The organism is Klebsiella sp. KTE92 (assembly GCF_000398905.1).
GTDB lineage: Bacteria > Pseudomonadota > Gammaproteobacteria > Enterobacterales > Enterobacteriaceae > Klebsiella > Klebsiella variicola.
The window spans coordinates 2,975,965-3,000,846 of the sequence record NZ_KB976100.1; the positions used below are offsets into that span (position 1 = coordinate 2,975,965).

26 protein-coding genes and 2 pseudogenes are annotated in these 24,882 nt (G+C 59.0%); 21 read left to right on the forward strand and 7 right to left on the reverse strand.

Annotation, left to right across the window (positions count from 1 at the left end):
• Positions 1-2 precede the first annotated feature (2 nt).
• On the forward strand, positions 3-518 hold the full coding sequence (locus A1WC_RS11345) for a hypothetical protein (RefSeq protein WP_016161211.1): 516 nt from the start codon (positions 3-5) through the stop codon (positions 516-518).
• 7 nt (positions 519-525) lie between these two features.
• Positions 526-1,362 carry an MBL fold metallo-hydrolase gene (locus A1WC_RS11340; RefSeq protein WP_016161212.1) on the forward strand — a complete coding sequence of 279 codons (837 nt, stop codon included), beginning with the start codon at positions 526-528 and terminating at the stop codon, positions 1,360-1,362.
• A 71-nt stretch (positions 1,363-1,433) separates the two neighbouring features.
• Here A1WC_RS11340 and A1WC_RS27950 read toward each other — a convergent pair whose 3' ends face one another.
• Entirely contained in the window at positions 1,434-1,583 is a 150-nt protein-coding gene (locus A1WC_RS27950; protein WP_012541503.1) for a hypothetical protein, read from the reverse strand.
• A gap of 401 nt (positions 1,584-1,984) precedes the next feature.
• Here A1WC_RS27950 and A1WC_RS11335 point away from each other — a divergent pair, with 401 nt between their 5' ends.
• The 4 genes from A1WC_RS11335 (at position 1,985) to A1WC_RS11320 (ending at position 4,646) form a co-directional block, all read left to right on the forward strand.
• A complete protein-coding gene (locus A1WC_RS11335; RefSeq protein WP_012968028.1) occupies positions 1,985-2,419 on the forward strand; it encodes a winged helix-turn-helix domain-containing protein in 435 nt (144 codons plus the stop codon).
• A 45-nt stretch (positions 2,420-2,464) separates the two neighbouring features.
• Positions 2,465-3,181, forward strand: a complete 717-nt coding sequence (locus A1WC_RS11330; RefSeq protein ID WP_016161213.1) for a hypothetical protein — start codon at positions 2,465-2,467, stop codon at positions 3,179-3,181.
• Positions 3,182-3,265: 84 nt separating this feature from the next.
• Positions 3,266-3,475 (forward strand): YdgH/BhsA/McbA-like domain containing protein, encoded by a 210-nt coding sequence (locus A1WC_RS11325; protein WP_004202908.1) that lies wholly within the window; start codon positions 3,266-3,268, stop codon positions 3,473-3,475.
• Between the two features lie 154 nt (positions 3,476-3,629).
• On the forward strand, positions 3,630-4,646 hold the full coding sequence (locus A1WC_RS11320) for a zinc-dependent alcohol dehydrogenase family protein (protein WP_016161214.1): 1,017 nt from the start codon (positions 3,630-3,632) through the stop codon (positions 4,644-4,646).
• Positions 4,647-4,682: 36 nt separating this feature from the next.
• Here A1WC_RS11320 and A1WC_RS11315 read toward each other — a convergent pair whose 3' ends face one another.
• Complete coding sequence (locus A1WC_RS11315; RefSeq protein WP_008804599.1) at positions 4,683-5,318, reverse strand: carbonic anhydrase; 636 nt, start codon at positions 5,316-5,318, stop codon at positions 4,683-4,685.
• Positions 5,319-5,567: 249 nt separating this feature from the next.
• Between A1WC_RS11315 and A1WC_RS11310 the strand changes: the two genes are divergently transcribed.
• Positions 5,568-6,197 carry a LysE family translocator gene (locus A1WC_RS11310; protein ID WP_008804598.1) on the forward strand — a complete coding sequence of 210 codons (630 nt, stop codon included), beginning with the start codon at positions 5,568-5,570 and terminating at the stop codon, positions 6,195-6,197.
• A 4-nt stretch (positions 6,198-6,201) separates the two neighbouring features.
• On the opposite strand, the gene A1WC_RS11305 is transcribed toward A1WC_RS11310, so the two are convergent.
• The gene (locus A1WC_RS11305; protein WP_016161215.1) at positions 6,202-6,972 is read right to left on the reverse strand and encodes a DeoR/GlpR family DNA-binding transcription regulator; all 771 of its coding nucleotides are present in this window, start codon (positions 6,970-6,972) and stop codon (positions 6,202-6,204) included.
• A gap of 90 nt (positions 6,973-7,062) precedes the next feature.
• Between A1WC_RS11305 and A1WC_RS11300 the strand changes: the two genes are divergently transcribed.
• The 13 genes from A1WC_RS11300 (at position 7,063) to A1WC_RS11240 (ending at position 19,490) form a co-directional block, all read left to right on the forward strand.
• Positions 7,063-7,446 carry a VOC family protein gene (locus A1WC_RS11300; protein ID WP_016161216.1) on the forward strand — a complete coding sequence of 128 codons (384 nt, stop codon included), beginning with the start codon at positions 7,063-7,065 and terminating at the stop codon, positions 7,444-7,446.
• A gap of 31 nt (positions 7,447-7,477) precedes the next feature.
• Positions 7,478-8,161, forward strand: coding sequence for a CatA-like O-acetyltransferase, family 1 (locus A1WC_RS11295; protein WP_016161217.1), 684 nt, complete (start codon positions 7,478-7,480; stop codon positions 8,159-8,161).
• A 270-nt stretch (positions 8,162-8,431) separates the two neighbouring features.
• Complete coding sequence (locus tag A1WC_RS11290) at positions 8,432-9,658, forward strand: SfnB family sulfur acquisition oxidoreductase (protein ID WP_008804594.1); 1,227 nt, start codon at positions 8,432-8,434, stop codon at positions 9,656-9,658.
• A 1-nt stretch (position 9,659) separates the two neighbouring features.
• On the forward strand, positions 9,660-10,334 hold the full coding sequence (locus tag A1WC_RS11285) for a methionine ABC transporter permease (RefSeq protein ID WP_008804593.1): 675 nt from the start codon (positions 9,660-9,662) through the stop codon (positions 10,332-10,334).
• A gap of 32 nt (positions 10,335-10,366) precedes the next feature.
• Positions 10,367-11,143, forward strand: a complete 777-nt coding sequence (locus A1WC_RS11280; RefSeq protein WP_008804592.1) for a MetQ/NlpA family ABC transporter substrate-binding protein — start codon at positions 10,367-10,369, stop codon at positions 11,141-11,143.
• Positions 11,144-11,195: 52 nt separating this feature from the next.
• Complete coding sequence (locus tag A1WC_RS11275) at positions 11,196-12,239, forward strand: methionine ABC transporter ATP-binding protein (RefSeq protein WP_016161218.1); 1,044 nt, start codon at positions 11,196-11,198, stop codon at positions 12,237-12,239.
• Positions 12,240-12,387: 148 nt separating this feature from the next.
• Positions 12,388-14,124: an ABC transporter substrate-binding protein gene (locus tag A1WC_RS11270; RefSeq protein WP_016161219.1), complete on the forward strand. Its 1,737-nt coding sequence runs from the start codon at positions 12,388-12,390 to the stop codon at positions 14,122-14,124.
• 12 nt (positions 14,125-14,136) lie between these two features.
• Positions 14,137-15,096, forward strand: coding sequence for an ABC transporter permease (locus A1WC_RS11265; RefSeq protein ID WP_008804589.1), 960 nt, complete (start codon positions 14,137-14,139; stop codon positions 15,094-15,096).
• Positions 15,093-16,043, forward strand: coding sequence for an oligopeptide ABC transporter permease (opp4C, locus tag A1WC_RS11260; RefSeq protein ID WP_012541495.1), 951 nt, complete (start codon positions 15,093-15,095; stop codon positions 16,041-16,043). The genes A1WC_RS11265 and opp4C overlap by 4 nt, the downstream gene beginning before the upstream one ends.
• Positions 16,040-17,020 (forward strand): ABC transporter ATP-binding protein, encoded by a 981-nt coding sequence (locus A1WC_RS11255; RefSeq protein ID WP_008804587.1) that lies wholly within the window; start codon positions 16,040-16,042, stop codon positions 17,018-17,020. The genes opp4C and A1WC_RS11255 overlap by 4 nt, the downstream gene beginning before the upstream one ends.
• Positions 17,017-17,988, forward strand: coding sequence for an ABC transporter ATP-binding protein (locus tag A1WC_RS11250; protein WP_008804586.1), 972 nt, complete (start codon positions 17,017-17,019; stop codon positions 17,986-17,988). The genes A1WC_RS11255 and A1WC_RS11250 overlap by 4 nt, the downstream gene beginning before the upstream one ends.
• Positions 17,989-18,365: 377 nt before the next feature.
• Positions 18,366-18,884: an anti-virulence regulator CigR family protein gene (locus tag A1WC_RS11245; RefSeq protein ID WP_008804585.1), complete on the forward strand. Its 519-nt coding sequence runs from the start codon at positions 18,366-18,368 to the stop codon at positions 18,882-18,884.
• A 117-nt stretch (positions 18,885-19,001) separates the two neighbouring features.
• The gene (locus A1WC_RS11240) at positions 19,002-19,490 is read left to right on the forward strand and encodes a DinB family protein (protein WP_016161220.1); all 489 of its coding nucleotides are present in this window, start codon (positions 19,002-19,004) and stop codon (positions 19,488-19,490) included.
• 36 nt (positions 19,491-19,526) lie between these two features.
• Here A1WC_RS11240 and A1WC_RS28175 read toward each other — a convergent pair.
• The 3 genes and pseudogenes from A1WC_RS28175 to A1WC_RS11230 form a co-directional block, all read right to left on the reverse strand.
• Positions 19,527-19,782: pseudogene (locus A1WC_RS28175) on the reverse strand (transcriptional regulator).
• Positions 19,783-20,463: 681 nt separating this feature from the next.
• A pseudogene (locus A1WC_RS28180) lies at positions 20,464-20,577 on the reverse strand (LuxR family transcriptional regulator); the annotation flags it as partial.
• Positions 20,578-20,720: 143 nt separating this feature from the next.
• The gene (locus A1WC_RS11230; RefSeq protein ID WP_016161222.1) at positions 20,721-22,253 is read right to left on the reverse strand and encodes an MFS transporter; all 1,533 of its coding nucleotides are present in this window, start codon (positions 22,251-22,253) and stop codon (positions 20,721-20,723) included.
• Positions 22,254-22,369: 116 nt separating this feature from the next.
• Here A1WC_RS11230 and A1WC_RS11225 point away from each other — a divergent pair, with 116 nt between their 5' ends.
• Positions 22,370-23,287, forward strand: coding sequence for a LysR family transcriptional regulator (locus A1WC_RS11225; protein WP_016161223.1), 918 nt, complete (start codon positions 22,370-22,372; stop codon positions 23,285-23,287).
• A gap of 61 nt (positions 23,288-23,348) precedes the next feature.
• Here A1WC_RS11225 and A1WC_RS11220 read toward each other — a convergent pair whose 3' ends face one another.
• A complete protein-coding gene (locus A1WC_RS11220) occupies positions 23,349-24,875 on the reverse strand; it encodes an APC family permease (protein WP_008804580.1) in 1,527 nt (508 codons plus the stop codon).
• Positions 24,876-24,882: the final 7 nt, after the last annotated feature.

A 24,882-nucleotide genomic window follows, 5' to 3' on the forward strand; every position in this document is an offset into this window, starting at 1 on the left:
CTATGCTCTATGTCGTCGAATGCGCCTACACCGATCCCCAAAGCGAAACAGCGTGGAATACCTTTTACAATCAGGAAAAACTGCCGGCGCTGGTCTCTGTGCCCGGTTTTTACGCCTCACAGCGCTTCCGCGCCCTCAACGAGGAGTGCCCCCGCTACCTGGCGCTGCACGATATCCACGATGCTACCGTCATCGACAGCGACGCCTACCGCCGCAACGGTGGCGGCCATTTTGCCCGCTGGCAATCGGCGATCACCGACTGGCACCGCCACCTCTATGTTGCAGATAGCGGCGTGCGGGAGGTCCGGTCTGATGAGGTGCTCCTGCTGAGCGATACGCCTCAGACGCTACCCATCTCCCCGGCAATCGTCCTGCTGCCTGGCGGCCTGGCGACGCAACAAACCCGGTATGCCGTCATCGTCCCGCGTGACGACCTGCATCACCTGGCCACGGCTGCCGCCGTCTTTATCTATCAACCCATCACCGCCCGGTTACGTAACCCGGCGCAACGCGCGTGAGGTCGCCATGACACCAGCTCCCTTTTATACGTTGACCGCAGGCGACCTGACGGTGACCGCCGTAAGTGATGGTCAGATGTCGGCGCCACTGTCCTTACTCTCGGGTATCACGCCTGAGGAGGCGGAGCGCCTGCAGCGGAACGCCGGGTTAGCCTCACCGGAGGCCATTGCGATCGGCGCCTATCTTATCCGCGGACGCGGGCATACCGTACTGGTGGATACCGGCACCGGGGGAGTCAATGGCGTCGGCGGTGCGCTTATCGCCAATCTGGCGCTGCTCGGCGTACGCCCTGAGGAGATTGACACCATCCTCCTCACCCACGCGCACCCGGATCACATCGGCGGGTTGCTGACGGCAACCGGCGCCCCGGCGTATCCCAACGCCACGGTGTTCCTGCCTTCGCGGGAACGCGCTTACTGGGTGGCGGCATCCACACTGGACAACGCCAGCGATCGCGGCCGGCGCAACGTGCTGCTCGTCCACCGCGTACTGGCAATCTGCGCGGCGCAAATTCGCGAAGTTGATGGTGAGGAGACGGTCGCCGGGATCCACCCGTGCCCTCTGCCCGGCCATACGCCCGGCCATACCGGGTATCGTCTCGAGGCGGGCGATACCTCGCTGCTGATCTGGGGGGATATTGTCCATTTCCCGACCATTCAGACCACCCGGACGTCGGTGTCGATCGCCTTCGACGTCGATCCTGAACAGGCCCGACAAACCCGGGAATGTCTGCTGCGCCAGGCCGCCAGCGAACAATGGCTGATCGCCGGCATGCATCTTGGTCTGCCCGGCTTTGCCAGGGTGGTGGAGACGCCTTCTGGTTATCTGTTGCAGTCGGTGTAAAGGTCGCAGAGGTAAGCCCTGCTTGTCCGCAGGAACAAGCAGGGCTTTATGTCAGGGGGTTGGGCAGGCCGCTAACTGCGGCTTTTCCAGGCTTTTTTGCTTTTGCAGCTGGCTTTGGTGGCGACCCACGGGTGGCGTAGCTGAGTCAACTGAAGATCCTGGGAGGCCGGGCTGGCCGACCAGCGTTTGTTACACAGAGGCTTACGAGTTGCAATGACCATAAAAACGCTCCTGAAAAGTAATGAACAATTCCCTGGGTAGTTCCATAAGTTCAGAATCAGCTTATCATCGCGTAACGGAAGTTATTTCAATCTTTGTTTTACTATGTAAATGGTGAAAGCCTCCTGAAATGAGCAAAATTGATCTAGATCAATATAAGTGCATTTAGTTTTTCCTGACACCTATATATTCAACCGCTTACCAGCGGCTGACGTTTGTTTAAGACTTTTCCTATACCATACAATCCTGCATAGCAATAATCATTTATCAGATTTTTATTCTACTTATGTATACAAACATGGTTATTTGTTTTGATTATTCTAACAAATAAAATTCACTTGGTCAGTCAGCAGCAGGCAGGTACTCTGCACCGGCAATAACTGGATTTGTCAGGGAGTGGTGGATGACTAAGGGCTATAAACTGCTTGGCTATAAGTTAGCAGATAATATTTTCTACTGCCTGCATCATCGGGAAATTATCGCGCTGCGAGGGACGCGAACGCAAGTTCAGCTACGCAGTACCATGGCCTGTTTACTGGAATATCTGTTGGCGCATGGCAGAGAACGGGTGGTCAGCGATGAAGAGTTGATGATTAACGTCTGGGAAAAAAATAACCTTCGCCCGTCTGCGCAGCGATTATGGCAGGTTATTCAGACGTTAAAATCCCGTCTTAGCCAGGCAGGCGTTGAAAGCGCATTAATTATTCGGGTCAAGTGCGCAGGGTATTATATTAACAATGCTGTCGTAGCCGAAATTTACTCATTCAAACCACCGGGCATGATGAATTATATTAATGCCTCGCCTGCTGATATGAATAAACTTCTGGTACGCAGCTAATCCCCTCTCCGCGCCGTTTACATCGCTTGTAACAGGGTTTATCCGTTGAATATTTTAATTCACAGCAATAATCTTTTTTTTAATATCGGCCTCGCCCAGTGTTTCAGAGATATTCAGGAGACCCTGCCCGGGCTGAACATTATTCATTCGCTGCCACTCAGCCATTTTCCCGATCCGGCTGGGCTGGATGTGATTATTTTATCGCTGGAAAACTTTCACGATTATCAGGCCGCCGCTGAATTAGCCCTGCGTTATCAGAGTCTGGTGGTCGGCTTTACCTCGGCCGGCAACGTGAGGCGCGGACGCGCCTTTTTCGCGGATACCCTCCTGTGGGTTAGCCAGCGGGAAAGCGTTCCGGAGGTTGGCCGCCTTTTGCGCAGGCTGGCCGATCGTCGCTGGCCTCTGTTGCCGCGTCATCAGCGTCAGAGTACCTCTTCCCGTCAGCGAGCGCCCCTCAACCTTCTGGAAAGGCGGATAATCGCCGCCACCATGAAGGGACAGTCGGTGAATCAACTGGCGGCCACGTTGGGGATCAATCGCAAGCGAGTCTATAACGGACTGGAACGGATTAAGGTTAATTTTCACCTGGTCAGCCATGCTCATTTTCATCATTTTATGATCTCCGGGCCAACGTTTAACCCGCTCTCACCCGACCTTGCCAGTTATACGCCAGGGGCAAAGCCTGCCCGACAGCGGCAGGCCGCGTTGCACGCGGCGAAAAATCATTCATATTATTTGAATAAGATTCGCAAATTGTTTTGATTTTAGTCTGCAACATTCAAGCGTATTCTTTACCACATCAGGGCGAAAAGCCCTTTATCAGACACCAGATTAAGGAATACGACCATGAAATCCATCAAAACTTTCGTTGCAGTTGCGGCACTGTCTCTGTTCTCTTCTGTCAGCTTCGCCCAGAGCGTCAGCGCTACCGCCTCGACCCTGGACCGGGCTGAAGCAAAAATCGCCGCCCAGGCCGCGGAACAGGGTGCATCCTATAAAATCACCAGCGCCCAGTTTAATAATCGCGTCCACATGACGGCTGAACTGAGCAAATAAGCCTTTTAGCCGTTAGCGATAAATACAGCGCCGTTTTTAACGGCGCTGTATTTTTTTCCGCCTTTCCCTTTTCAGCGTTTTGCCGACAGGCATGCTGTGGCGCTCGCTCCATTCCCGACCAATACTGACTGTATCCTCCAGAAAAGAGAGCCTGATGATGAAAGCCTGGACAGTCAAAAAACCCGGTTCGCTTGAGAACCTGCAGCTTGTCGATCTTGCTGACCCCGGGGCGCCCGCTGCAGGAGAGATCCGGGTGGCGCTGCACGCCACCTCGCTGAACTACCATGATTTGCTGGTCGCAACGGGGGTAATTCCCACCGCCGATCGGCGGATCCTGATGGCGGATGGCGCCGGCGTGGTGGAAGCGGTTGGCGCCGGAGTGAACGAATTTCAGCCGGGTGACCGGGTGGTCGCTGGCTTTTTCCCGCAGTGGCTGGATGGCCGCCCCGGTCCGCTGGTGAGCGACTTCAGTCAGACCCCGGGCGATGGCGCGGAGGGGTTCGCCTGCCAGTATGTCGTCAGGCCGGCCAGCCATTTTACCCATGCGCCTGAGGGGTGGAGTTTCAGGGAGGCGGCAACCATCACCACCTCCGGTCTTACCGCCTGGCGTGCGCTGGTCGTCGAAGGACGGTTAAAAGCAGGCGATACGGTGCTGACGCTTGGTACCGGCGGCGTGTCGATAACCGCCCTGCAGCTGGCGAAAAGTATGGGCGCGCAGGTGATCGTCACCTCGTCGTCAGATGAAAAACTCGCCCGCGCTCGCGCCCTGGGGGCCGATCATCTCATCAATTACCGCACCACCCCGGCATGGGGCGCCGCGGTGCAGGATATCACCGGCCATCGCGGGGCCGATCTCATTCTGGAGCTGGGCGGTCCGGGCACCCTGGGGCAGTCGTTCAAGGCGGTCAGTGTTGGCGGACACATCGCCCTGATCGGCGTCCTGACCGGCTTCGAGGGCCATGTCCCCACCCATCTGCTGATGAGTAAACAGGCCCGACTGCAGGGGCTGGTGGTAGGTAATAGACGGCAACAACAGGACTACGTCAACGCCCTGAACCTGCAGGCGTCGCGGCCGGTTATCGATAAAGTGTTTGATTTTACAGCCTTACCGGATGCCTTTCGCTATCTGCAAAGCGGCGCCCATTTTGGCAAAATTTGCGTGGAGTGGTGAGGGGATGAACAGGGCCTCCGTGCCCTGAGAACGGCTTTATTCGAAGAAGACGTCCGGATTTTCCGACAGCGAAACAAAGGATTTCGTGTTTTTATCCAGCGCCTGAATGTCGCCGCTTTCAATGTCGTAGAACCAGCCGTGCAGGCGCAGGGTATGATCGCGCAGACCGACCGCCACCGACGGATGGGTTTTGATGTTGTTCAACTGAGCGATGACGTTTTCCTGCACCATGCCGTTGACCTTATCGGTTTCGCTGGCCCAGGTTTTCTTTTCCACCACTGCTTTCGCGGCATCAGCATAGCGCAGCCAGTGGGACACCGCCGGCATCGGCTCAAGGCACTGGCAAGTGGCGATCGCTTTCATCGCGCCGCAGTTGGAGTGGCCGCAGATCACGATATCCGTCACGCCCAGCGCAACGACGGCATATTCGATGGTAGCAGAAACGCCACCTGGCTCCGGCCCGAAAGACGGCACGATATTCCCGGCGTTACGAATGACAAAGAGCTGTCCCGGCTCCTGCTGGGTTACCAGTTCAGGCACCAGACGGCTGTCTGAACAGGAGATGAAAAGCGCTTTGGGATTCTGGCTGGAGGCCAGGCTACGGAAGAGCTCTTTACGCTGGGGGAAGATCTCTTTCTGGAAGTTGAGGAAGCCCTCAATGATATGTTGCATAGCAGTGTCTCTTCTCTGTAGTTATTACGGTATGACAAAGATCACAGTTATTCAGTTTACCATTGATGACAAGAATGGGAATCGTTATTCAAACAGTTGCGCAGAAAACGCGCGCCGCCACCGCCCGCGCCGCCCTGCCTTATCCACACCTTTTTGACGTGATTTCCTGAACCAGTTTGCTACTCTGTCTACCCCAACCGTTCACAGGTTACCGACCGCCTGCCGGCGGCGGACATCACAGGAGTCGCTATGTTCTTATCCAGCCTGATGGCCATTGCCGCGGTGCTGATCATGGGCGTGATCAGTCCCGGCCCAAGCTTTATCTTTGTCGCGCGCAATGCCGTCGCTCGCTCACGCGTGCACGGTCTGGTGACCGCCCTCGGTACCGGCGCCGGCGCCGCCATTTTTTCCATTATGGCGATGCTGGGCCTGCAGAAGGTGCTCACCGCGGTGCCGGAGCTGTTCATTGGCCTGAAAGTAGCGGGCGGGCTCTACCTGTTATGGCTGGGCTATAAGATTTTCCGCGGGTCGGCGCAGCCGATGGACTTTTCCGCCAGCGGCATGGCTGGCAACCATTCGCTGCTGAAGACCTTCCGCGATGGGCTGTATACCCAGCTGAGCAATCCCAAAACCGCGCTGGTGTTCGCCTCAATTTTTACCGCTCTGCTGCCAGCGCAGATCCCCACCGCGTTTTACTATATCGTGCCGCTGATGAGCTTTCTGATTGACGTCAGCTGGTATTCGCTGGTGGCGCTGGTGCTGTCTGCCGATCGACCGCGGCGCGTCTACCTGCGGCTGAAGCGGCGGATCGACATCGCCACCGCGACGGTGCTGGGGGCGCTGGGCCTGCGGCTTATCGCCACCTCCCTCACCCGCTAACGGGTTACACGGTATGGATGCGAATATCGTGCTGCTGAAAGGCAACGCGATATTCTCGACTGATGTTCTCTTCCACCACCAGCACATCGATATCGCTGCTCGCGGCCACCACAAACCGTGCCACTGCCGGAATTTTATCCGAGGTCAGGCCGACGATAATTTCGCTGCACTGCTTAATCACCGCTTTCTTGAACTCGCAGTCGGCGTAGTCAAAACCGGTCAGGCCCGACTCTGGCGCCATGGCGCAGCCGCCGATAAAACCCTGGTCGAATAACATGCCCTGCACCTGAGCCACCGCCGCGGCGCCGACGCACCCGCCGCTCGCCCGCTGCACCTGGCCGCCGAGGATCACCACGTCATACAACGGTTTTTTCACCAGTACCGCGGCGATCTCCGGGGAGTTCGTTACCACCGTCAGCGCCAGCTCAGCGGGTAGCGCCTCGGCCATCGCCAGATTGGTGGTCCCGGTATCGACGAAAATCGTGCCGCCGGGCTTCACCAGCCTGGCACACTGTTGCGCGATCCTGACTTTTGTTGCTCGATTTTTATCTTTCCGTTCACTGTAGTCCCCGGCTTCCGGCAGGCTCAGCACCGCCCCGCCATACACCTTTTTACAGAACCCTTCGCGACTGAGTTCATGCAGATCGCGGCGGATGGTGTGCTCCGACACCTGAAGCCGCGCCGCCAGCTCCGCGCACACCACTCTGCCATTTTCCTGCAGGATCTGGCAAATCAACGCTTGTCGCTGTTGGGGAAAAGCAGCATAATCGAGCACGAAAACTCCTTAAATTATCAAAAACGAGCAACAGCAAGCATGATCGTCTGCGCTGCTTTGATTGTCAATGTTCCTGCCCGGAGGTTTACCATGAAAATTGCCCATTTCGCCCTGTGGACCCAACAGCTCGACGTCCAGGCCCGCTTCTGGGTGGAGTTCTTTGCCGCCAGCATCAATGAAAAATACCTCAGCCAGACCAACCCCGGCTTTGCCTCCTATTTCGTCACCATCGACGACGAGGTGGTGATCGAGCTGATGACCAAGCCTTGCCTGCAGCCGGCCTGCGCGGATAATAACCATACCGGCTGGGCGCATCTGGCCCTCTCGGTAGGCGGGGCGGAACAGGTCGATGCCCTCGCCCAACGCGCCGAGGATGCGGGGATACTGGTTTCGCCGCCGCGTACCACCGGCGACGGCTATTATGAGGCGGTGATCGCCGATCCCGATGGCAACCTGATTGAAATCGTCGCATAGTCAGCAGACCGCCAGTATTCAGGAGGCATTCATGGCACGTTACCGAATTATCGACACCGCGACCTGGCCCCGCCGGGACCATTTCACCTTTTACCGACAATTTGCCAACCCCAGCTTTAACCTCTGTGTCCCGATAGCGGCGCAGCGCCTGTACGAATGTGCGAAGGACCGTCGGGTCTCGTTTTTTCAGCTCGCGCTCTATGCGCTGCTGCGCGCGGCAAACGGAGTACCGCAGCTACGGCAGCGCGTGCGCAATGATGAGGTGATTGAATATGACAACCTGGCGGTAATGACGCCGGTGATGACCGTCGAGGAAGGATTCCGCCAGGTATGGTGCGACAACGCCCCCGAGTTCACCGCCTTCAGCGATGCGGCAACGCCGAAGATCGTCGCGGCAAGAGAGACAACGCCGGCGCCGCTCATCGTCGATGGCGAGCATTTTATCTGCGCCAGTTGTCTGCCGTGGCTCCACTTCACCTCGATGACCCATGCGGAATATGCCGTAGGCGCGGCGGTGCCCGCGCTTACCTGGGGGAAACTACAGAACGGCGTGATCCCGGTGGCCGGGCGGTTTAACCATGCCTTCGTCGACGGTCTCCACGCCAGCCGCTTTTTTGCTCTCGTAGAAGAGGGATTTAGCGACCCCGAGCGGCTCTGGCAACCGTTAACCGAGACCGCACCCTCACTGCTCGCCCCTGCGGCAAAGAAACGCTGAGGCCCTCGCCACGCTCACCGCCTGACTTCCTTCCTTCGGTCCGGCGGTCGCTTTCCTCTCCTGTTGCCTTTGCAACAGCCGGCGCAAAACGGCGCTGCATTTGCAGCAGTCCGCTCCATCAGCTGACATAGCCAACCCGCTTCCTATCACGACTGCGCCTTCCTCTCTCACTGGCACGTGTTTTGCTTACCCACACATATAACCCACAGGAATTATGAATTATTTATTTATCTAATTTTTGCATAAGCTATTCACTGAATAAGAGAGAAGATGATGTCAGCCAGTTCACCCGCACAGCCTTACACCCAGTCCACGCCGCAGGCGCATATTATTGCCAGCGATGCGGAAGCCCTCGCCATCGCCCATGAGATCGCCGCCGTGCTCAAACCCGGCGCCGCCGAGCGCGACCGGACGGGCATTGTCCCGGCGGAGATCGTCAACACCTATTCCAACAGCGGACTGTGGGGCATCACGGTGCCGCGCCGCTTTGGCGGCGCCGAGGTCTCGGCCGCGACCCTCGCGCAGGTTATCGCCATTCTCTCTGCAGCGGATCCGTCGTTAGGCCAGATACCCCAGAACCACTACTGCCTGCTGGAGGATATTCGTCTGCAGGGTAGCGACGACCAGCAGGCGTTCTTTTTCGCCCAGGTATTACAGGGCTATCGCTTCGCCAATGCCCTGTCGGAAACCGGGGGGAAAACGGTCCTTGATATTCGTACCCGTATCGAGGAAGGCGCAGACGGTCTGCGGATCAATGGCCGTAAAGGCTACTGCACCGGCTCGCTGTACGCCCACTGGATTGGCATTCTGGCGCTGGACGCCGACGACCGCGCCCAGCTCGCTTTCGTCCCCCAGAACAGCCCGGGGCTGACGGTGGTCAACGACTGGGCGTGCCTCGGTCAGCGCACCACCGCCAGCGGCACCGTGCTGGCCGATAATCTTCCGGTTAATCCTTTCCACCTTTTCCCAACCTGGAAGTCCTACGCCAGCCCGACTCTTGCCGGCCCCTTCGCCCAGTTGACCACCGCGGCAATAGATGCCGGGATCGCCCGCGCGGCGCTGGACGATACCGTGGCGTTTGTGCGCCACAGCGCCCGGCCGTGGATCGACGCCGGTGTGGCGCAGGCGAGCGACGATCCGCTGACTATCTACCATATCGGTCAACTGGACAGCCGCCTTGCCGCAGCCGACGCGCTGCTGGAGCGGGCGGGACGGGTGCTCGACCGCTATAAAAATGACCTCAGCGAGGAGCATGTCGCCGAGGCGTCGCTGGCCGTCGCCCGCGCCAAAATCTGGACCACCGAAGTGGCGCTGGAGGCCGCCAGCCGCCTGTTCGAGCTGGGGGGTACTCGCGCCACCGGTGAGTCGCTCAACCTCGACCGCCACTGGCGCAATGCCCGGGTGCACACCCTGCACGACCCGGTTCGCTGGAAGTATCAGCTGCTTGGCAACTGGGTGCTGAACGGCATTCGCCCGCAACGACATGACTGGAACTGATATGACGAGTCTGCTGGCGTTTTTCGCGGAAATCGACTGGAACGATGTGGCCCAGGCCGCCCTCGATACCCTTACCATGCTGGCCTGGTCGCTGGGATGGACCGTACTGCTGGGGCTTCCGCTGGGGATTGTGCTCTATCTCACCGGCGAGCCGCGTTTGCTGTACGCCCCGCGCCTTTACCGCCTGCTGTCATTGTGCGTCAACGTACTGCGATCCCTGCCGTTCATCATTTTGCTCATCGTGATGATCCCGGTGACCACGTTGCTGACCGGCACCTCGCTGGGGGTGGAAGGAACCATTCCGCCGCTGGTCGCCGGCTGCGCCCCGTTCTTCGCCCGGCTGGTGGAAACCGCCCTGCGCGAAGTGGAGCACGGCCTGGTGGAGGCCAGCTGGTCGATGGGCGGCAGCACCTGGCAGCTTATCTGGCACACGCTGCTGCCGGAGTCGCGGGCCGGGCTGATCGCCGCCGTGACCGTGACGGCCATTTTGCTGGTCGACTACACCTCGATGGCGGGGGTGATCGGCGGCGGCGGGCTGGGCGATCTGGCCATTCGTTTTGGTTATCAGCGCTTTCAGACTGACGTGATGGTGGTCACCGTCCTGATGCTGATTGCGCTGGTACAGCTTCTGCAAATGAGCGGCGACCGCCTGGTGCGCTACGTCAGCCGCAAATAACTTACCCTTCTTGGTTTCAGGAAATCACTATCATGAAAAAATCCATTATTGCCGCCGGACTGCTGGCCCTCTTCTCCACCGCAGCGCTGGCTAACGAGACGCTGATCGTCGGCGCCACGCCGGTGCCGCATGCGGAAATCCTTGAATTTGTGAAGCCGGTGCTGGCAAAGGAAGGCGTCGATTTACAGGTCAAGGTGTTTAACGATTTTATTCAGCCTAACCAGCAGCTGGCGGAGAAACACCTCGACGCCAACTACTACCAGTACCGGCCGTTTCTCGATAACTATAACCAGACCCGCCACACCAACCTTGTACCGGTGGTGGGAGTGCATATCGAGCCCTTCGGCGCCTACTCCAGCAAATACACGACCCTCGCCGCGGTACCTGACGGCGCCACGATCGCCATCCCTAACGATCCGGTGAACACCGGCCGCGCGCTGGTGATGTTAAGCAACGCCGGGCTGATTACCCTCAAGGATCCGCACAACCCGCAATCGGCAACCAAGGACATCACCAGCAACCCGCATCACTTTAAGATCCGCGAACTGGAGGGCGCCATGCTGGCGCGCGCGGTGAAGCAGGTCGACCTGGCCTTTATCTTTGCCAACTATGCGCTGGAGGCCGGTATCGACACCGATAAAGCGTTGCTGGTGGAAAAAGGCAGCGATCTGTACGTCGAATATCTGGTGGCGCGCCCGGACAACATTCAGGACCCGGGCATTCAAAAGCTGGCGCAAGCGCTGCATTCGGACGCGGTTCGTCAGTTCATTCTTACGCGTTATCAGGGCAAAATTTTACCTGGATTCTAATCACCGCGGGCAGCGGCGTCAGCCGCTGCCCGGGCTAACGGAGCGCATCATCGTGACGCATATCCCCGCCCCACCGACCCACATTGAGTTTGCTGGTATCAGCAAAGCCTATCCTAACGGCGTGCAGGCGCTACAGGACATTGACCTGACCATCCGTCAGGGCGAAATTTTCGGCATCATCGGCCGCAGCGGCGCCGGAAAATCCACCCTGCTGCGCCTGTTTAATCGTCTGGAAAATGCCGACAGCGGCGAGATGTTCATCCACGGCGAGTCAACCGTGCGCTACTCCACGCGCCAGCTGCGCGATCTGCGTCGGCGGGTGGCGATGATTTTTCAGCACTTTAACCTGATGGCCACCAAAACCGTGGCGCAGAACATCGCCTTGCCGCTGAAGATGGCTGGCGTCCCGGCCGGCGAACGCCAGCGTCGGGTCAGCGAGATGCTTGAGCTGGTGGGCCTCAGCGCGCTGCGCGACAGCTACCCGGCCCGCCTCTCCGGTGGCCAGAAACAGCGGACCGGCATCGCCCGGGCGCTGGTCACTCAGCCGGAAATTCTGCTGTGCGATGAGGCAACCTCGGCGCTGGATCCGGAAAACACCCTGTCGGTGCTAACCCTGCTCAAGGAGATTAACCAGCGCCTGGGCCTGACAATCGTGCTGATCACCCACGAAATGGAGGTCATTCGCACCCTCTGCGATCGGGTCAGCGTGCTTGAGGGCGGGCGCATTGTCGAACAGGGCGATGTCTGGCGCGTGTTTGGCAACCCGCAGCACCCGGTGACGCGCGCCATGCTCGGCCTGCAGCACCCCGATTGCCCGGAGGCCGGGCCAGCGCTGCGCGACGGCGAGCAAATCGTGACCTTACGTTTTGACGGCAGCAGCGGTCGCGAACCCAATCTGCAGCATATCGCCAGCCTGCTGGGAGGCGACGCCCGACTGCTGTACAGCAACTGCGAGCGCATTCAGGGCCGGGTGATCGGCCAGCTGCAGGTCCGGCTGAGCGGGCCGCTGGTCGCCAGCGCGCTGGCGCAGGATGGCTGGGTCGCAGACAGCATTCTGACCCACCATCATCAGACAGCGGAAACCACTGCTTCTTAGCCATCGAATGGGATTATATTCCCGATCCTTTGCTAAGGATAATTAGTTATAAATCATAGCGTTTCAGTGTTAGACAGGGCGAAGTGCGCCTCTTATCTTTCGTCATGAATTGTAAATAACCACGCAATTATTTGATGAGGTAGCACTTTTGTCCAGATTACAACAAGGATTAAAAACCCGAAAAACCCGCTTCGCCCTGGCGCTAAAAGTGGCCCTGCTCGGCGGCGTGGTAGCATTTTCTTCTGTTGCCCATGCGGAAGGGATCCTGAAAGAAGGCATCACCCCGGCCACCGACGCCAGCCAGATCCCGGCCAGCGCCAAACTGCGGAAAGACACGGTGGTGGCCGGGATCTCCGAGCCGCAGGGGATCTTTAACCCCTACTTTTTCGTCAACGGCTGGGATGAGAACGTGACTAACGTCATTTTTTCACGCCTGATTGACTGGGACAGTCAGGGTAAACTGGTCCCGGGACTGGCGGAGAGCTGGACGGTCAGCCCGGACAGTAAAGTCTATACCATCAAATTGCGCCCTGGCCTGACCTTCAGCGACGGTTCACCGCTGACGGCGGAAGATGTCGCCTTTACCCTGACGGTCCTGCTCGACCCCAAATATGATGGCGATACCGACATCACCCTGGCCAATATCGCCGGCGGCGCGGACTACAAAGCCGGCAAAGCTGACAGCGTCAGCGGCCTGAAGGTCATCGACCCGCTCACCCTGCAGGTGACCACCACGCAGCCAGGCGCCACCACGCTGGCCAAAATTGGCGGGCCGGTGCTGTCGAAAGCCTGGTACGGCAAAGGATATCAGCGGGGAAATCTCGACTATCTGCGTTCACTGCACGGCAAGCCACTGGGCAACGGCCCTTACGTGTACGACAAATACATTCCCGGTCAGGAAATACGCTTCCATGCCAATAGCCATTTTTACCGCGGAACGCCGCCAACACCGCGCTTTATCTACCGCGTGACCAATCCGTCGACCAACTTCCAGCTGTTCCAGACCGGGGAGACCGACTATGACGCCTTTACCTCACGCCCCGACGATATTGAGCAGCTGAAAATGCTCGACTTCGCCAACATTAATCTTTACGGCTCCAGCGACTACAGCCAGGTGGAGTTCAACGTGCATCGCCCGGCGCTGCAGGATAAGCGCGTGCGCCAGGCGCTGATTTACGGTCTGGATCGGCAGAAGCTGATCGACGTGGTCTATCAGGGGTACGGCAAAGTCGCCATCGAGCCGATCGCCCCGATCTCCTGGGCCTTTAACGCTGAAGGCGTCAACCCTTACCCTTACGATCCGGCACAGGCCAAAAAACTGCTGGATGAGGCCGGCTGGAAACCTGGCGCCGACGGTATCCGCGCCAAAGACGGCCAGCGCCTGGAGCTGACCCTGCTGGTGAGCAAGAAGGTGCTCAACGACGCTCTGATCCCCATCGCCAAGGAGAACTGGCGGCAGATTGGCGTACTGCTGAAGCCGCAGGTGGTGGATTTCAATGCCCTGATGGCGCAGCGTAAAGCCGGAAATTACGATCTGGCCTCCTTTAGCACCAGCACCCTCAACGACCCGCACGATGGGGTATGGGATTTTTACAGCAGCGAAGCTAAAGAGTCCGGCTACCATAACGCGGAAGTCGATAAGCTGATTAACGCCGGCAACGCGGTGCTCGACATTGAACAGCGCAAGCCGATCTACCACCAGCTGTATAAAGTGCTGGCCGACGATCCGCCGGTGATCCTGCTTGGCTATCGCAACATTCTTTCCGCCAGCAGCGCCCGCGTCAGCGGCTTTAAACCGGATATCTACAACGGCCTGACCGGCAGCCTGCCGGATGTAAAAATCGTCAAGGAAATCCCCCTGGCCGCCGGGTTAACCGGCGGCTGATGTGAGACCGTCATGAAAAATTTCATCCTGAGGCGCTTGCTGCAAACGCTGCCGATGCTGCTGCTGGCCTCCTTCATTATTTTTATGCTGTTTGCCAAAACCCCCGGCGACTTTATCGATGGCAATATCACCCTGACCGCCGCCCGCGCCGCAGAGCTGAAGGCGATCTACGGCCTCGACCAGCCGCTGTTCACCCGCTACCTCCACTGGCTGGGACAGCTGCTGCGCGGTGATTTAGGCTTTTCACTGCAGTATCAGATCCCGGTCAGCCAGTTGCTCAACCAGTACATCTGGAACTCTTTTCTGCTGGCCAGCGTCGCGCTGGTCTTTTACTGGGGCATTGGCCTGGCGGTCGGCGTGGTTTCTGCCCTGCGACCCGGCTCCTGGTTTGATCATCTGGTGAGCGTCGCGGTGTTTGCCGCCATGTCGTTCCCCACCTTTTTCCTCTGCCTGCTGCTGATTAAATGGTTCGCCGTCGATCTCCACTGGCTACCGGTAGGCGGGATGACCAATACCGGCAGCGACGAGAGCGGCTGGCAGTATGTGCTGCAAGTGGCCGCCCACCTGGCGCTGCCGGTGCTGGCGCTGGTGATGCTGCAGGCGGGCAGCCTGACGCGCTATGTGCGCGCCAGTATGCTCGACGTGGTGAAAATGGATTTTATCCGTACCGCCCGCGCCAAGGGATTGCAGGAGCGCACGGTGATCCTCAAGCATGCCCTGCGCAACGCCCTGCTGCCGATTATCACCCTGCTGGGCTTCGAGCTGCCGGGGCTGTTCTCCGGGGCGATCATTACCGAAAAGGTGTTCAACTGGCCAGGGGCAGGCCACATCCATATCGACTCGCTGGCCGCCCGCGACTATCCGGTGCTGATGGGGTTTACCCTGTTTCTGGCGGTGCTGACGATCGTCGGGAATTTGCTCGCCGACGTGCTGTACGCCTGGGCCGATCCGCGTATTCGGGTGAGGTCATGATGATCCTGTCTTACTTTGCTTCCCGTCGCCGCCAGCGGCAGGCGGCTATCCCGGCGCTGGCGCATATTCCCCCCTCTCCCTGGCGCCAGGGGTGGCGACAGCTGCGCCGTAACCGGCTGGCCATGTTCTGCCTGATCCTGCTGGCGGTGATGGCGGTATGGTGCGTGCTGGGGCCCGTCTGGTCGCCATGGAGAGATGATGCCACCGATGCCCTGAGCATCAACCAGCCGCCCGGGGCGGAACACTGGCTCGGGACCGATTTTCTTGGTCGCGATGTCTACACCCGCCTGCTGCTGGCCGGGCGCATCTCGCTGATTATCGGCCTGCTGACCATGGTGATGTCGGTGTGCCTCGGCTACCTGCTCGGCGCCCTCTCGGGTTATGTCGGCGGGTTAACCGACAAACTGATCATGCGGGTGGCCGACCTGGTGATGACTATCCCCGGGTTACCGCTGTTGATCGTCGCCGGGGCGATGCTTTCTGAGCTCGATTTTTCCCCGGACTCGCGCATTTATATGGTGGTGGTGATGCTCAGCCTGCTGGAGTGGCCCCGACTGGCGCGGCTGGTGCGCGGACAATGTCTCTCCCTGCGCGAACGCGATTTTATGCTGGCCACCCAGGTGCTGGGCCTGTCGGCGCGTCGCCGGCTGTTTGGCCACCTGCTGCCGAATACCATTCCGATTCTGGTGGTGATGGCGACCATGGCCGTCGCCAACGCCATTCTCAGTGAATCCGCGCTGAGCTATCTCGGCCTCGGCGTGGTACCGCCGACGCCGTCATGGGGCAATATGATGGATGCTGCCAATAGCCTGATCGATTTCCAGCGCCGCCCCTGGCTGTGGATGCCGCCGGGCATCGCCATCTTTATCACCGTGATCGCCATCAACGTGCTGGGCGACGGCCTGCGCGACGCCATGGATCCCAATATGAAACCGAGGCTGAAATGACCACGCCGTTAGTCTCCTTTAATCATCTCTCCGTCTCTTTCGCCGGCGAACGCACCCGCGTGCGCGCGGTGCAGGAGGTCTCTTTCACCATTCAGGCCGGACAAACCGTTGGCGTGGTGGGCGAATCCGGCTGCGGCAAAAGCGTCACCGCCATGGCGCTGATGGGTCTCCTGCCACCGCAGGCGGCGCGCATCGACGGCGGCGAGATCCGCTTCGCGGACCGCGATCTGCTGCGGCTGAAAGCCAGACAGATGGCCGACCTGCGCGGCCACCAACTGGCCATGATCTTTCAGGAACCGATGTCGGCCCTGAACCCGGTGTTGACCATCGGGGAGCAGCTGTGCGAACCGCTGATCCGCCACCTCGGCGCCACGCCGAAAGCCGCCTGGCAGCAGGCCATCCAGCTGTTAAGCGAGGTCGGCCTGGCGCGCGGCGACAGCCTGATGACCCGCTATCCTCACCAGCTTTCCGGCGGCATGCTGCAGCGGGTAATGATCGCCATGGCGCTAAGCTGTCAGCCCAAACTGCTGATTGCCGACGAACCGACCACCGCGCTGGACGTCACCGTGCAGGCGCAAATCCTGCGCCTGCTGCGCGACCGGGCGCGGGCCAGCCAGATGGCGATGATGCTGATTACCCACGATCTTGGAGTGATCGCGCAGATGGCCGAGCAGGTAGTGGTGATGTATGCCGGACGGATCGTGGAACAGGGCGCCACCGCAGAGGTGCTACGGCATCCGCAACATCCTTACACGCGTGGGCTGATCGCCTCCCGCCCGGTGCCGGGTGAGCGGCGTCGGCGGCTGTACTCTATTCCCGGCCAGGTGCCGGATCTGGCCGCTCTGCCGGCGGGCTGCGCCTTTGCCGGGCGCTGCGAGCGGGCGACGGCGCGCTGTCGGGAGGCGATTCCGCCGCTGCTCGGCGAGCGCCAGCGGGCCGCCTGCTTTTACAGCGAATTTGCGGAGGCGACAGCATGAGCGAACGCTATGTTATTGAAGTGGATGGATTGAAAAAATATTTTCCGCTGCGCGACGGCCTGTTTGGCCAGCAGACCGGCGAGCTTCGCGCGGTGGACGGCGTCAGCTTTAACATCCGTCCGGGCACCATTTTTGGCCTGGTGGGCGAGTCCGGCAGTGGTAAAACCACCGTCGGCCGGACCCTGCTTGGCCTGTATGAGAAGAGTGCTGGCAGCGTGAAATTTCACGGTCAGGAGCTGGCCGACCTGACCGCGCCTGCCCTGCGCGCCATCCGGCCCAGAATGCAGCTGGTGTTTCAGGACCCCTATAGCTCGCTGAACCCGCGGCTGCGTATTGGCGACGCGATTGGCGAAGCCATGCTGCAGCACAAGCTGTGCACCCGCGATGAGCTGTATGACCGGGTGATCGCCGTGATGAAGATCTGTGGCCTGGCGCCGGAGCACTATGCCCGCTTCCCGCATCAGTTCTCCGGCGGCCAGCGCCAGCGGATCGGTATTGCCCGGGCGCTGATCCTCAATCCGGATTTTATCGTCGCCGATGAGCCCATCTCGGCCCTTGATGTGTCGATTCAGGCGCAGATCATCAATTTGTTTTCCGACCTGCGCGACGAGCGCGGCGTCACGTTCCTGTTTATCTCCCATGACCTCGGGGTGGTGGAACATTTATGTGATGATGTGGCGGTGATGTATCTGGGACAGCTGGTGGAAAGCGCCAGCCGCGATGCGCTGTTCAGCCGCCCCCTCCATCCCTATACCCGCGCCCTGCTGGCCGCGGTGCCCACCCTCGATCCGCACAGTGAACCGCAGGCGCTGATGCAAGGTGAGATCCCGGATCCGGCCAATCCGCCCCCCGGCTGCCGCTTTTCATCCCGCTGCCCGCAGGTCAGCGAGCGGTGCAGGAGAGAAGCTCCGGCGCTGCGCGAGGTGGCCCCGGGCCATCGGGTCGCCTGCCATGGGGTCGCGTCCTGAGCACAGTCGATGGGGTTATTTATTTCTAAACAACCGTCCGATTGTGCACGGCAGCGCCAGGATTTACTATCCGCCCCGTCTTGTGAGACGCGTTATGAATGAAGCGTAATATTTTTGTTCATTTTTGCCCGATGGCTTCGGGCATTTTTTTCTCTACGCCCGGGAGCGATCCTGTCGGCAACACATTTAGCGGGGCGCGGTCGCCCGTCTGTCAAAACGCAGCAATGGAATTGCTTGTCCGCGTCCCGCTATCCCTTTCCCTTTATCTTCCCCGCCGGTGATTAAAAACCGGCAAAAAATAAGAAATGATGAGATTGCCAGGGGTATAGCTTTCTCTTATGTTTTAAGCGTGTACTCCCCATTCAGGAAACAACATCATGCTTAAGCGTCGCACTCTCAAAACAGCACTGGCGGCGGTTATTTCTCTTGCCGTCATGGCCGCGCCGGCGTATGCCAATCCGGGTAATGGCAACGGTAATGGCGGTGGTAATCACGGGAACAGTGGTAACCATGGCAATAGCGGCAATCATGGCAATAATGGCGACCATGGTAATAAAGGCCAGAATAAAGGTCAGTCTGCTGACGAGCATGGCAACCGCAAAAACTATGGTAAACCCGACCACGTCGACAGCGATATTAGCTTCTCACGGGCGCGCTCCCTTGCCGTGAACTACGGTCTGGTCGGCTATCAGGCGCTGCCTCCGGGTATCGCCAAAAATGTTGCCCGCGGCAAACCGCTCCCTCCGGGTATCGCGAAAAAGACCCTGCCGGCTTCCATGATTAACGACCTGCCCTATTATCCAGGCTATGAATGGCGCGCGGTCGGCGATGACCTGGTGCTGGTCGCCCTGAGCACTGCCATCGTGACCGCCGTGATTAACGGTGTGTTTGACTAAATCACCAGCTTATTGAAAAGCCTCGCCCCGGCGAGGCTTTTTTGTGCCTGGCGCTGGAGAATGACAACTCACTGGCATAATCGCTAAGATAATGGCTCAACCAACCCGGGACAGACTATGGACAAAGACACAGTAGTGACGCTGTTGAAATACAAGCGCTGGATTGACCTTGCCACCTTACAGGCGATCCGCGCCATTGACGGTACGGTATATGGCGAAAAACGTCACCTGACCCTCAGGCTGATGAACCATATCCATGTCGTTGACATGATTTTCCGGGCGAACCTGCGCGGCAGGCCGCACGGTTACACCGCGCTGAATACCCCCGAGACGCCAACCGTTGATGCGCTGGAAACGGCCATGACCGCTTGTACGGACGAATACATTCAGTACGTCAGCGCCATGACCCCCGCCGATTTCCACGAACGTATCGCCTTCAAATTTGTCGACGGCGGTGACGGCAATATGACCGCGATGGAGATGCTGAACCACATGCTCTTTCACGGCGCCTATCACCGTGGGGCGGTGGGCTGGATGATTGGCGAATGCGGCGGTGTGCCGCCGAAAGAGGTGCTGACGGTTTTCCTGCGCGACCATCATTCCTGAGGATGCGAAACCATCAGCCGTGAATCGCGCGGAGGATCAGCAGAAGTTCTGCCTGATGACGAGTATGGGTTTTCCGGTACAGGGCGCTGAGGTGGGTTCTGATGGTGGCGATGGATACGCCCAGATGTAAGGCGCATTCATCCGGGGTCATGCCCCGCACCAGCAGCTCCGCCACCGCATTCTCGGCGGGCTTGACGTTAAACAGCTCCATCAAGGCGCTGCCGGTGAGAAACGGCTCGGGAATAATCACGCAGGCGACCCCGGCAAGACGGGCTGCCGGGATCACGAGGATCGGTTTCGGCTGACGCCCGGCGGTATAGCACAGCCCTGCCTTCGGCGGCTCTGCCGTCCGGGTGGCCTGCTCGATGGCGCGTTTGAGTTTTTTACTGTCGGTATTGAGGCACAGCGTATCGCCCCCGCTATACCAGGAGAGGCGGGCGTTGGCGCGCAGGTAGCGTTCGGCATGCGCGCTGGCGTAGAGAATTTTACCGCCATGATCCACCAGCCATACCGGGTAGATCCCGTTGTCCATCACCGCGCTCTGGTATTTTATGGTGTCCCGCAGCTGTTCAAAGCGGGCGTGAAGCTGGCAGGCGGTTTTTAACGCCGGGATCAGGCGCCTGAACAGTTCAAACTGCACCGGCTGCGGATAAGCCGCCGTATTGGCCGTCATCAGTGACAGATAGGTGGCATAGCCATTGATGGTGCACAGCTTGACGCTGGTGAGATGATTCAGGTCGTTGGGGTGATGAAATTCATTGTAATAGACGCTGCCGGCAATAAACTTATCGCCTAAATATTCCCGGTCCCGATATATTTGCCCGACCGGTAACGCGGTCAATATTTTTTCGGCGGGATCGATAGCCAGAAATACATCGCGATAGGCGGTAAAGACCTTCTCCTCGAGCAGGAGTGAATCAGTCAACAGATGGGCATTGCCTTTGTCGTAAAACAGAAATGCCGCGTACTGATGGCCGGTCAGTAACGCCAGTTTCTGCAATGCCGATTTCCACAAATCGGGATCCAGGGTGGCCGTCAGCACCGTTTCCAGGATCTCGATGTAAATCAGTTCCGGATCAATCGCCATACCGCCACCTGTGAGTCACTGTTTCCGCGGCCGGGGCGGCGCATGTGGCCGCTCTAATCAGCATAGTTCCGCCAGTGAAACAATGACAGTTCAGGTTCGCTGAGCAGCCCGGGAAGCGTGACGCCACCGCGCTATCAAGGGGTTCAGGATCCACTGTCGCGGGTTTGGATAGCGCCCGCCTTCCGGCATAGCGTCCGCCAGACCATCAGGGCGCACACCAGGGTGACGACCGCCAGCCCGCTAAACAGTAGCGTATAAGCAGAGTCATAGCTCTCGCGCAGCGCCCGGAGGGAAAAGTCAGGCAAAAGCGCAGCCGCCTGCGGCATATTGCCAGCCCCCAGCCAGCCCGCGGCGCGGTCAATCACCTCAGGCGCATACCCGTGAACGCGACTTTGCAGGGTCAGGTTATTGCTTGCCGTTAATACCGCCGAAACGACCGCCAGGGCGATCCCCTCGCCGGCAACGCGAACGGTATTGAACAGGCCTGCCGCCATACCGGCTTTCGCCATCGGCACAGCGGAAATCGCCAGGCCGTCCATCAGCCCCCAGGGAAACGCCGCCCCTGCTCCACAGAGGATCAGCGCCAGCACCAGCTGCGGGAGATGGTGGCTGTGAAAAGCGTTCCCCAGCAACAGCAACCCGACGGAGGCCATCATCAGTCCCGCCGTGGACACGTGCCCCGGTGAAAACCAGCGGGTGAGCAGGGCCGCAACGGATGGGAAAACCAGCATCGGCGTGGTCAGCGCCATCAGATACAGTGCGCTCTGCGACTCACTCATCCCCTCTCCGCCCATAAAATGCAGGGGAACAATAATCAGCAGGACAACGTAGCAACAGCAGGTGGCGACAGGCAGCAACAGTACGCCGACAAAACGCGGATGGCGTAGCAGGGAGATGTCCAGCACCGGGTTGTTCACCCTCTGGCAGCGCACGACAAACGCCGCGAACAGCCCCGCCGACGCGATGAACAAGGTCAACGTCGGCAGCGATAAAAAACCACAGGCAGGAATGACCATGAGCGATGAGGTAAACAACATCAGGGCCAGCGTAAACAGGGTTAAGCCGAGGTTGTCGGGTGTCCGCGGCTCGCTTTTTTCTGCCGCAGGCAGATACGCCAGTCCGATAAGCAGCACCCCTGCCGAAAGCAGCGCAAACAGGGCGTATACGCCGCGCCAGCCCACCACGTCGGTCATGAAGCCGATCAGCAGCGGGCCAAACGCCAGGCCGGCGCCGAACACCGTGCCCAGGATGCTGAATGCCCGGATCCGCTGAACGCCGTCATACAGCTGGGCCAGCGCCGCACTGCCGCTGGCTAAAATCATCGCCGCGGCCAGGCCCTGCAGAGCTCTCAACACGCCTGACAGGAAGAGATTGTGCGTCAGGCAAAACAGCAGGCTGCTCAGGCAAAACAGCGCGGCGCCGGCGATAAAAATACGTTTTCTGTCGATGGCATCCGCCGTCACCCCTGCGGCCAGCAAAAAGCTGCCGAAAGTCAGCATAAAGCCATTGGTCAGCCACGACAGCGCAGCGGGAGAGCCGCTCAGCGACTGCTGTATCGCGGGGGTGGTCATGACGCCGCCGGTAAAACTTAACGGCAGCAGCAAGGCCGCCATAAAGACAGAAAGCGCGGCCAGGGCGCTGGCGTATCGGGAAGGTGTTCTGGCGGTGAGTAACATCGGGCGGCCCTCATCAGTCGGCAAGAAATGAATAAACTGTCGCCATCCTATTGCGGATGTTAATGCCGATAAATAGACTGAAAATATCTTCTTAAGAGACATAAGGTTTATAATCAATGGACAGCCTCACCTCGCTGACGTCCTTTGTCCGCACCGCCGAAACGCTAAGCTTTGTTCAGGCCGCCAGGCTGCTGGGCATATCTGCCTCGGCGGTGGGTAAGAATGTCGCCCGGCTTGAGCATAAACTGGGGGTCCGGCTGTTCAACCGCAGCACCAGAAACGTCAGCCTGACGGCGGAGGGGGCCGCATTTCTGACGCGCTGCCAGAGTATCCTGGAGCAGATCCAGGAGGCCGAGTCAGAGCTGACCAGCAGTCTCTCACAGCCCACCGGCAAACTGAGGATTTCACTGCCCGTCATTGGCTACCGCCTGTTGCTCCCCGCCCTCACCGCCTTTACCCGTCTTTATCCGCAGGTTGAACTGGATCTCGACTTTAGTGACCGGCTGGTCAATCTGATCGATGAAGGATTTGATGTTGCTATCCGTAGCGGTGAATTAGCGGACTCCCGCTTGATCGCCAGAAAGCTGGGGGGCTTTCGTTTTGTGCTCTGCGCCAGCCCGGCCTATCTGGCGGAATACGGGCCCCCCGACTCGCCAAAGGAATTGGCGGCGCACAAGTGCATTTTTTTCCGCTTCCCCGCGACGGGGCTGATCCAGCCCTGGGAACTGCGCAATATGCGGCTGACGGGAGATTTCAGGGCCGCTGCCGTTGTAACGGTCAATAACATTGAGGCCGCCATTCGCTTAAGCGCGGCGGGGATGGGCATCGCTTATGTGCCTGATTTTGTCGTGCGCGAGGCCATGGATGAGGGACAACTGCAGGAGGTGTTGCCCGGCTGTTGCGTCAAGGATGGGCATTTCTCGGTCCTGTGGCCCGCCAGCCGCTACCTGTCACCGAGAATACGCTGTTTTATCGATTTTATGGCTGCGGCAGAGATACCTTTGTCACCCGCATCGGCGCCCCCTCCCCTCTGAAAAGCCCTGCGCCGGATATCCTGCCGCCCGGCCAGCGAAAGCCGGCGGCAGGTGCGCATCATCAATCATCCGTCAGTACAATGCGTCCTATAACCCGGTACTTTTGCGCATCAAAGAGGTAAAACCAGACCGCGATGGCGGCGCCAAAGCAGAAGCAGGCCAACACGATCCACGGAATGGCATGATAAAAGGAGGAGCTGGCGGCAGCGCCCGCGGCAAACGCCATATTTTTGAATAACAGGTAGACGATATAGATCATCCCCATCCCCCCAAGCAACGGCGCAACGCCTGTTTTAAACCAGTGTCCTTTGCCAATATTTTCTTTATTGCCGTGGAAGTAAACGATCACCGCAAAGGCGCAAAGCGCCTGGACAATCATAATACCCATCGTACCCAACAGCGCCAGCAGGGTGTAAATATCCGCGTAAGGATCTTTACCGGTGATAAAGAACAGCAACACAATCAGCGTGGCGATAACGGTCTGCACCGTAGAGGCAACATGGGGGGAGCCGTGGCGCGAGTGTGAACGACCCAACGTGCGCCCGGCAAACGGAAACAGATTTTCCCGCCCGAGCGCGTAGAGATAGCGCGCCGCGCAGTTATGAAACGCCATCCCGCAGGCAAAAGAGCCAGTGATCACCAGCAGCTTAAACACCCCGACCGCCCACTCCCCCAGATACTGGCGAGCCGGACCGTAGAAAATCTCTCCTGCGCGGTTAGGATCCTGCGCAAGGGCAATAGCCTGCTCCGGTCCCGTTCCGGCAATCGCCATCCACGAAATGAACACGTAGAACACGCCGATACCAATCACGCCCAGCAGGGTAGCCAGGGGAATGATCTTTTTCGGGTTCTTCGACTCTTCACCGTACATTGCCGATGACTCAAAGCCCACCCATGACCAGAAGGCGAAGAATAATCCAATTCCGGCACTGGCGCCGACCACCCCTTTCGCCGGGGTAAAGGCGTTCAGAGGGTTGATCGACTCGGGGACAAAACCCTGTGGCCCTCCGCCATGGATCAGCACCGCCACCGCGACGGCGGTGAGGATCAATATTTCCAGTACCAGGCACAGGCCGAGCACCCGGGAAGTGAGCGAAATATCGAAATAGCTCAGCACTCCGGTAGTCATTAGCATGGCGAAGGCGAAGATGAGCCAGGGGATATGTACGCTGAAGACCGTATTGATTAAATCCTCACAGAAAAAGGCGAAGATCCCGACCAGCGCAGCCTCAAAGACAATGTAGGTCATGGTCACCGTCACTCCTGACGCCATGCCAACGATCCGCCCAAGGCCGTGCGAAATAAAGCCATAAAATGCGCCGGTAGCGGTAATAAACCTGGCCATCTGCGCATAGCCGATGGCAAACAGGGCAAGGATAAGGGTGGCGACCATAAACCCCGCGGGCGCAAACTGACCATTACCACTACCCACCGCGATCGGCACATTGCCCAGCATCGCAGTGATCGGCGCTGCCGTGGCGATAGTCATAAACAGCACCCCGCCAAGGCCTACCGCATTTGGCCGCAGCCGCTGCACAACATGTTTTTCCGCCGCTGGCGCGGGATTGGCAAGAATTTCATTGCTCATGATGAAC